General features: G+C 50.7%; 10 protein-coding genes and 1 riboswitch. Of the genes, 6 read left to right on the top strand and 4 right to left on the bottom strand.

Translation table 11 applies throughout. The features are described 5' to 3' along the window. The 6 genes from ACXLDX_RS12445 to ACXLDX_RS12420 all read left to right on the top strand — a co-directional run. Positions 1-284, top strand: a 284-nt coding sequence (locus ACXLDX_RS12445) for a helix-turn-helix domain-containing protein (protein WP_457577508.1), incomplete at its 5' end; no start/stop codon positions are given. Positions 285-473: 189 nt separating this feature from the next. Beyond that, on the top strand, positions 474-1412 hold the full coding sequence (locus ACXLDX_RS12440; protein ID WP_457577507.1) for a YfdX family protein: 939 nt from the start codon (positions 474-476) through the stop codon (positions 1410-1412). Positions 1413-1502: 90 nt separating this feature from the next. After that, the gene (locus tag ACXLDX_RS12435; RefSeq protein WP_457577506.1) at positions 1503-2117 is read left to right on the top strand and encodes an HdeD family acid-resistance protein; all 615 of its coding nucleotides are present in this window, start codon (positions 1503-1505) and stop codon (positions 2115-2117) included. Between the two features lie 13 nt (positions 2118-2130). Next, positions 2131-2577 carry a DUF1931 family protein gene (locus ACXLDX_RS12430; protein WP_457577505.1) on the top strand — a complete coding sequence of 149 codons (447 nt, stop codon included), beginning with the start codon at positions 2131-2133 and terminating at the stop codon, positions 2575-2577. 106 nt (positions 2578-2683) lie between these two features. Beyond that, positions 2684-3607 (top strand): DnaJ C-terminal domain-containing protein, encoded by a 924-nt coding sequence (locus ACXLDX_RS12425; protein WP_457577504.1) that lies wholly within the window; start codon positions 2684-2686, stop codon positions 3605-3607. Between the two features lies 1 nt (position 3608). Next, positions 3609-3914, top strand: a complete 306-nt coding sequence (locus tag ACXLDX_RS12420; RefSeq protein ID WP_457577503.1) for a chaperone modulator CbpM — start codon at positions 3609-3611, stop codon at positions 3912-3914. On the opposite strand, the gene ACXLDX_RS12415 is transcribed toward ACXLDX_RS12420, so the two are convergent. The 4 genes from ACXLDX_RS12415 to ACXLDX_RS12400 all read right to left on the bottom strand — a co-directional run. Next, a complete protein-coding gene (locus tag ACXLDX_RS12415; RefSeq protein ID WP_457577502.1) occupies positions 3906-4967 on the bottom strand; it encodes an ABC transporter ATP-binding protein in 1062 nt (353 codons plus the stop codon). The genes ACXLDX_RS12420 and ACXLDX_RS12415 overlap by 9 nt on opposite strands. Further along, complete coding sequence (locus ACXLDX_RS12410) at positions 4964-6640, bottom strand: ABC transporter permease (protein WP_457577501.1); 1677 nt, start codon at positions 6638-6640, stop codon at positions 4964-4966. The genes ACXLDX_RS12415 and ACXLDX_RS12410 overlap by 4 nt, the downstream gene beginning before the upstream one ends. A gap of 120 nt (positions 6641-6760) precedes the next feature. Next, the gene (locus tag ACXLDX_RS12405) at positions 6761-7858 is read right to left on the bottom strand and encodes a thiamine ABC transporter substrate-binding protein (protein WP_457577500.1); all 1098 of its coding nucleotides are present in this window, start codon (positions 7856-7858) and stop codon (positions 6761-6763) included. Positions 7859-7963: 105 nt separating this feature from the next. Then, a riboswitch (TPP riboswitch) is annotated at positions 7964-8083 on the bottom strand. 319 nt (positions 8084-8402) lie between these two features. Then, on the bottom strand, positions 8403-8528 hold a 126-nt coding region (locus ACXLDX_RS12400; RefSeq protein ID WP_457577509.1), incomplete at its 5' end, for a CBS domain-containing protein.

Here is an 8528-nt window from a genome sequence, read left to right as displayed (position 1 = left end):
TCAGGGAGCTGCGCAATACCATGACCCGGCTGGCTGTCCGTATCCCCGATAATATTCAGGAGATCTCGGCGGAGTTTCTGCAGAAATTCCTGCCTCGACCCGGTTCTCTTCAGAATGGGAAAGATGTTGATTATATTCCTGTTCCCGCAGACGCCACCCTGGCGGAGGCGGAAGAAATCCTTATTGACGCAGCCCTGAAACGTTCCGGGTTCAATCGAAAGCTTGCCGCCGCCATGCTGGGGATCGGTGAGCGCACCCTCCGTCGTAAACTCAATGAAAAATAGGAGTGCGGCCATTCCGGCCGTGTTCCTGCTGTCTCCCCGGCCATTCTGGCCGTCCTTTTCTGAAATACTGTCCAGAACAAATGTATAATATGTTGTAAATAAAGGAAAAACTAAACTGGTACGTGTTTTGCTGTTACTCTTGCAAACGGAGTGTTGTTCTTATTAAAATTTTCGAATTGGAGGAAATTTATGAGCGTATTGAAAAAAGGCAATCGTGTTCTGGTTTCATTTGTTATCGCTGGACTGCTTTGCAGTACCGGAGTTCAGGCAGGTCAGGGTAAGCATAAGAAGGAAGATTCGCTTGCTGCGGCGAAAGTGGAAAAGCAGGTGAAGTCGGATGCTCGAAAGGAAGTGGAAATCAAAAGACAGACCATTGTCAGGGAAGCCGTAATGGCTCTTGATCAGACCGGCAAGGCTATTGAAGCACTGAAAAACAAAAAGAAACAGGAGGCGCTGGATAGTCTGGCCATGGCTGCGGGCAAACTGGAAATCGTTCTTGCACGGGAACCGGAAATGGCCAATGCCCCCATTGATGTCCGAGTAGAGGAGTTCGATCTTTATGCATCCGCTGATACGATAAATAAGGCGGTAAAAAGCGCAGAAGGTCTTCTTGAGGACGGTGAGGTACAACAGGCCAGGGCCATTCTCGCTGATCTTGCTTCGGAGATAGATCTTGTCATTACTTCTCTGCCTCTGGCAGCGTACACCGATACAATAAAGAATGTTGCCAAACTGGTTGACGCTGAGAAATATGAGGAGGCGACACAGTCCCTCTATGAGTTGCTTTCAACCATGGTGATAACCAGAAATGTGATACCGCTTCCCCTGCTCAGGGCGGAAATGCTTCTGGAGAAGGCCGACAAGCTGGTTGTCAAAAAGGACCGAAGTGAAAAAGAAAATGATGAACTGAAAACCCTGCTTGATGATGCTGAAAATCAGATTGACATGGCTGAAGCCCTCGGGTACGGCAGGAAAGACGATTTTAAATCGTTTTATGCCCAGATCAAGGAGATTCGTAAGAAAACCCGGGACGGAAAATTCGGATCAGGATTTGTGGATGGTCTGAAGAACTCCCTGAGAAAGCTGAAGGAAAAGATTTTTAATGGACCGGTAGTAGAAGATATATAATTTCAACTTATTAATTATATTTTCCGGTATTTTCCGAGTAGATTCCCGGCCGGGAAATACCGGAGCTGGAGGAAGGAAAAGGAGGGGAAAATGGCTGAAAAACTGATGAAGAATCCATTTCAACTGGTGGTTGTTGACCTGGAGGAGTTGCCGAAGAAGTGGGGTTGGCTGCTGGCTCTGGGGATTTCGATGCTGGTGGCGGGAAGTATTGGCCTGGTAATGGTTGTTGCCGTTACCCTGGCAACGGTTCTTTTTTACGGTGGTCTGCTGCTGGTGGGAGGTGTTTTTGCCCTGGTTCATGCAGTCAGAACAAAGGAGGATCTGTGGCATGGGAAGATGGGGCATATACTGACAGCTCTGCTGTATATTCTTGCGGGTGTCCTGGTGCTGATGAATCCGGTTGCGGCCTCTGCCGTGTTTACCCTGCTGCTTGGGGGATTTATGCTCTTCATTGGAGCCCTCCGGATTGCTTACGGCATCAGATGCCGCAAAAACGGTTGGAAGTGGCTGCTGCCAACGTTGATGGGATTGATTAATATTATTTTTGCAGTGATCATTGCATCAAGCTGGCCGGTTTCCGGGCTCTGGGTTATCGGTTTATTTGTCAGTGTGGAGATGGTGATGAATGGCTGGCTCATGGTACTCACTGCACTTGCGGTCAGAAAACTGGCTGACTCGGATTCAGCAGGCTGTATTTTGAAGTAAGGAGGTAGTCGATATGGTAATGGGAGTAAAACAACTGCAGAGATTGTTTCGGCAGGTGTCCGGACTTGAGATTGACAAAAGTGATGTGAAGAGATTGAATGATTTTATCGGTAACCGGTTACGTGCCCTGCTGTTGCAGGGGCAGGTTGCAGCCAGTGTCAATGGACGGGATATTATTGATTATCAGGATATTCCTATAACTATCGGCTTGCAACAGGCCATTCGGGAGTTTATAGATATAAATGAAGAGCTTTCCCTTGTGGAAATTCTCCGGCAGCAGGCAACCTTGCCTCCCTTGAGGATGGATATCAGCGATCTGCTTGAGAAAAAATTGCCGGAACTGGTGGGTGGAATCAGTGTCGGTCTGGCAAAGATATTCAGGGTTGTCAACGAAGAGATAAAAAATCCCGGTAGTCGGGAATGGGAACAGGTAGAGGAAATTTATCGGATTTTGCTTTAATCCTGCATGGCTGGAACGAATGGCCCAGCCGCGAGAAGGACAATGAAATCCAGTTGCGGTGGCACGACCTTCAGCAGCAGGAGAGGAAACAGGATAATGGAACAATATGGAATATAAGGATTATTACGAAATACTGGGTGTCGCCCGGGATGCCGGCCAGGATGATATCAAACGGGCCTACCGGCGCCTTGCCAGGAAATACCATCCGGATGTCAGTAAGGAAGATGGTGCTGAAAAGAAATTTCAGGACCTGGGTGAGGCCTATGAAGTGTTGAAAGATCCGGAAAAAAGGGCGGCCTACGATAAATTCGGCAGCAATTGGCAGCATGGCCAGGATTTTCAACCGCCGCCGGACTGGTCGGATGGTTTTGAGTTTCGGGGTGGTGGATTTACCGGTGCCTCAGACGGCGATTACAGTGATTTCTTTGAAAGCCTTTTCGGGGGCAGGAGCCATGGTGCGGCTGGCGGGAGGACTTCATTCAAGATGAAGGGAGAGGATCAGCATGCCAGAATTGTAATCAGGCTGGCTGATGCCTACCATGGCACCCGGCAGAGTATTACCCTGTCACGGGGTGGCGGGCAGGCCCGTAACCTTGAGGTGACCATCCCCAAAGGTGTTATCGAGGGGCAGCGTATCCGCCTTGAAGGCCAGGGGATGGATGGTTACGGTGGGGCACCGGCCGGGGATCTTTTTTTGGAAATCGCCTTTGCCGACGATCCGATTTTTAAAGCCGAAAAGCGGGATATTCATATGGAGCTTCCTGTTACTCCCTGGGAGGCTGCTCTGGGGGCTTCAATTACTGTTCCTACCCTCGGGGGCAAGGTTCAGCTGAAGATCCCTTCCGGTTCGCAGGGTGGGAATAAACTGCGTCTGAAAGGCAAGGGGCTGTGCACGGCGAAAAGAAAGGGGGATCAGATTGTCACCCTCCGTATAGTTGTTCCTGAGCCGAAGACGGAAGAACAGAAAGAACTGTATCGCAGGATGGCGGCAACCATGCCCGTTAATCCGCGCAATAAGCTGGGAGTTTGAGATGACGGAAAGATGCACTTCCATTACCTGTACTGTTCTTGATGAAGACAGTCGTTACAGCTTTGGCGATCTCTGCCGTCTCTGTGGTGTCACAGCAGAGATGATTCTTGATATGATAGACGAGGGACTGCTCAGTCCCGGTGGCAGGGCACCGGCTGAATGGTCTTTTACGGCTGTCGAGATAAAGCGGGTACAGACAACGGTGCGCCTCCAGCGTGATCTCCGGGTGAATCTGCCCGGCTGCGCCCTTGCTCTTCAGCTTCTGGAAGAACTGGAGGAATTGCGGCGGCTTCATCGATTACGCTGATCTGAACCGGTGAGAGTTCAGAGGGACAACAGCCGAAGGTTTGATTTCGAGCTCTATTTTCCTGCCTGGTTCCGGTGGCGCCGGTTCAATGGGGAGATCGAAATGGAGCAGGCTGGGGCCGGAAAGAATTGTGATCCTGTAGGTTGCACCCTGGAAAGTTCTGTTCTTTACTGTTCCCGCCAGAATGATTTTCGGTTTTTTTTCTGCAATCATCTCCAGGTAGAGTCGGGCTCCTTCAGGCCGTATAAGAATAGTGCTGGCGATGGTTGTTTCCAGGGATTGCAGATATTCCCTGAGACCTCTCGCCTCCAGGTTTGTCAGCTCGGCAATTGAAAAGATATTTTTGAACCCGAGAAAGGCAGCCACGATGGAGTTCGCCGGCGATGTATAGATTGTCTCCGGTCTGTCGATCTGTTCCAGGCTGCCGTTGAAAAGGATGGCCACCTGATCCGCCACACTGAATGCTTCCGCCTGGTCATGGGTTACAAAGATTGCGGTGAGGCCCAGTTCTTTCAGAATTGCCCTGATTTCCCCGGCCAATCTGTCCCGCAGGGTACGGTCCAGTGACCCCAGTGGTTCGTCAAGAAGGAGGAGTCTGGGGCTTGGGGCCAGGCTCCTGGCCAGGGCTACCCGCTGTTGCTCTCCTCCGGACAGTTCATTGATTCGTCTCTGGCCGTAGCCGCAGAGGCCAACAATTTCAAGCATTTCTTCAACCCTTTTTCTGTTCCAGGTTTTGTCATGTTTTCCGGTTTCCAGGCCGAAAATGATATTGTCGAAAACATTTTTATGGGGAAAGAGGGCATATTCCTGGAACATCATGCCGAAATGTCTTCGATGGGGAGGGATGTTGTGGACAGGGGAACCGTTGAAAATTATGGTGCCTGAATCGGGCTGTTCAAGCCCTGCCAGCATACGAAGCAGGGTCGTTTTACCGGAGCCGGAAGGGCCGAGAAGACAGAGAATTTCTCCATCATCAAGATTGAAAGTGATATTTTTCAGCAGAACTGTACCTTCGTAACTGCTGCAGAGGTCTTTGATCTGGAGAAAACTCATGAATTCATTCCTTCTTTGTCGGTTTTCCCGAGCAGCCAGAAAGCGATGGTAGTTACTGCCATGAGGATCGTACTCATGGCCATGGCCTGGCCATAGTTCATATCGCCCGGCTGGCCCAGAAAACGAAAAATGGCGACGGGCATGGTTGGTGTATGAGGCCTGGCGACAAAGGTGGAAGCCCCGAATTCTCCCATGGAGATGGAAAAGGCAAAAACTGCCCCGACCATGATGGGGCGCGTGAGGAGAGGAAGGTCTATCTTCCGCCATACCCTGCGGGGTGAGTTGCCAGACAGAGCTGCTGCTTCACGTATATTCTCAGGAATCTGCCGGATGGACGGCAGGATGCAGCGAACCACAAAGGGGAAGGCAACAAGGGTATGGGCGACAGGGATAAGAGCCAGGGAGTCACGCAGGTTCAGGGGAGGCGTGTTCAAGGTGATAATATAGCCGAATCCAAGGGTGACGGCGGAAGTGGCGAGGGGGAGCATGATGATTGAATCCCATAGGTTGACGAAATTGTTTTTTTTATTTCCAGCATGGGCCAGATAGGATGAGGCCAGAAGGCCGAGCAGAACCGCCATGCCCATGGACAGAACGGCAAAGCCGATACTGTTCAGAACGGCTTGTACGGGGGGCACAACAAACAGTGAATCCGGTGGAGTGGTGAGCAGTGCCCTGTAGTAAGCCAGGGTGAGGCCGTGGTCTCCGAGAAATGAGCGCAGCAGCAGGGCCAGAAGAGGAGTAAGCAATAAAATGACCATAAAGGCAAGATTGATGGCCAGCAGGATTTTCTGGAGAAATCCCACGGCCTGTCCAGGTGCTTCTCCCGAGGTTGAGGAAAAAAAACCGATTCTGCTGTTGCGCCCCAGTCGGGCATGGAGCAGCATGAGGAGGAAGTTTATAAAGATCTGGATAAGGGAGAGTGCGGCTGCCATGGGCAGGTTGAAAAGCTGTATGGACTGGCGATAAATTTCGACCTCTATTGTGGCGCAGCCGGGCCCCCCGAGAATCAGGACGACTCCGAAACTCGTGAAACAGAAAATAAAGACCAGTAAGGCCGCGGAACCGATTGGCGGCATCAGCAGGGGGAGGGTAATCTTAAAAAATGTTCTGAGAGGAGAGGCACCCAGCATGGTTGCAGCTTCTTTCTGGTGCGGATCCAGCCTGGTCCAGTAGCCGGAGACAATACGCAGGACCAGGGAATAATTGTAGAAAATATGAGCCAGCAGGAAAAAAGCTGCGCTCTGATCCAGTCTGATGGGTGGGCTGTCAAGAGCGAAGACGCGCATCAGGGTGTCGTTGACAAGACCGCCCGGACCGAGGAGTGCCAGGAAGGCGGCAGCCGTAACCACGGTGGGAAGGACAAAGGGCACCGTCATTAACGCCTGGAGCAGGTTTTTCAGGGGAAAACGGTATCTGGCAAAGACGAAGGCGCCGGGCAGGGCGAACAACAGGGTCAGTAGGGTGGAAAGCGCAGCCTGCCAGAAGGTAAAGCGCAGGATACGGAAATAGCCGGCTGAGTTGACAAGCTGCCGGAGGTGACCAGGTTCCCAGGTGGACTCCGGCGCAAAACTGACCAGTACTATTTTTATCAGGGGATAAAAATAGAAAAGGACCAGAAAAAGAAGGGGAAGGACGAGCAGAAGCCAGTGTGTATGTGGCCGTTTATTCATCGGATCATCCGTGCGGGCCTGACCTGTTTATCTGAAAATCCTCGGCTGGGGGTTGTGTTGCCGCAGTTGGGATTTTCATTGGTTTCTTGTGACCGAGCCATGGAGTCCGGCCATGTCGGTTTATCGCAGAACCGCGTCTGTCCATGCCTCAAGCCAACTCCTCCTGTTTTTTTCAATTTTCTCCGGGACGACCGTGACCGGATTTTCAGCAATGATTGCAAATTTTTCAAAGACTTCCGGCAGTTTTGCCCGGCTGTTGGTGGGAAAGACAAACATCTGCAGGGGAATATCTTCCTGGAAGGGAAGGTCCAGCATGAAGTCGACAAATTTTTCCGCGAGTTTTCTTTTCTTTGTCCCTTTGAGAATGCCGACAAATTCGATCTGTCTGAAAGTTGAACCGTCGCTGACCACTACACCTGTCGGTGCTTCGCTCAGTACTGTTTCAGAATAGTATACAACCGCAGGAGGGCTGGAAGCGTAACTGACTACGATGGGACGGTTACCCTTGGAGGCGGAAGTAAAATGACCATAGTAGGCGTCTTCCCAGCCGTTTGCCACGATGACATTATTTTCACGCAGTTTTTTCCAGAATTCCAGGTAGCCGTTTTCGCCGAAGCGGCCGATGGTTGTGAGGAGAAAGGCCATTCCCGGTGAGGATGTGGCCGGATTTTCCACCACGGTCAGCCCCCTGTATTCCGGCGCTGTCAGATCACTGATATCTTTTGGCGGAGAAAGTCGGTGTTTTGCGAACCACGCTTTATCGTAATTGAGGCATACATCTCCATAATCAACAGGAAGCAGCCTGTTTTCCGGGTCAAGCTGAAACTTTTTCGGGATATCTGCAAGGCCGGGGGAGGAATAAGGCAAAAAGATACCAGCTTTAAGAGCCCGGCTCATAAAACTGTTGTCCACTCCGAAGAACAGGTCGGCCAGAGGATTATTTTTTGAAAGAATGGCCTGCACCAGTGCCGCTCCCGCGTCACCGGCTTTCAGAAAACGGACAGTGACCTTGTTTTCTCTTTCAAAACGAGCGATTACCTTTTTTGAGATATTGAAACTGTCATGGGTCATGACAGTCAGAGTTTGCGCTTGAGTCGATGTTCCGGCAAAAGCCGAAAATGACAGGATAAGGGTGAACGGTATCGAAAGGATCAACAGCAAGGAACGGGGGGCAGGAAACATGCTGGAAATACGGCAAATACGGGAAATACAAGACATGAAAATCTCCTTACGGCTTATCTGATAAGGCCGCGGGAGCGTGAAAGGTTCAGCAGTCACCCTTAAGTTAGGGTGGTCACAAAAAAACCGCTCCCGGCAGGGGGCGGTGTGTCACTTTCATTTGTCCCTCCGCCGGCATTATCCGGATCAGGTTAAGCGGTCGGGTTCAGATTATTCGTAAAACCCCTCTCAGCAAGGTTACTCCAAGCTCCCGCACTGTAAGTCCCACTATAAGATATCGAGCTTCGCATTGCCACCAGATTTTTCAGAATCCGCAGAAAATATTTCTACCTAAATCCTGCAATTGGCAAGTTCGGAGTCTTCGCTTACCTACCGAAGATGCGAGGTTCAATGGCGCTGACGTGTAGGTATACTTCAAGCCATTGAAAACGAAGTAGATTCGGTAAAATTGCCAATCCCGCAGGGCAAAGAAAATGAGGAAATGAACGTTCACCTGAAAAGTGAACAACCACTTTCAAAAGAGTGGCATAGTCTTCTGAAATAAAAAGTCATTTTCTCATTTTCTGAAGTGCAGGATTTAGGTTTAAATCAGAAACCTGAATTCACCCTTGCCCAGCAGATCATGGAGATGGAGGACCCCGAGCAGTTTCATCTCCTGGTCCACAACCGCCAGCACGGTAATCTCCCGTGTCTGCATGATGCTGAGTGC

This window comes from Desulfomarina sp. (assembly GCF_054039375.1).
The sequence above is the reverse complement of the archived record's forward strand: the minus strand, read 5'-3'. Positions and strand labels throughout refer to the sequence as shown.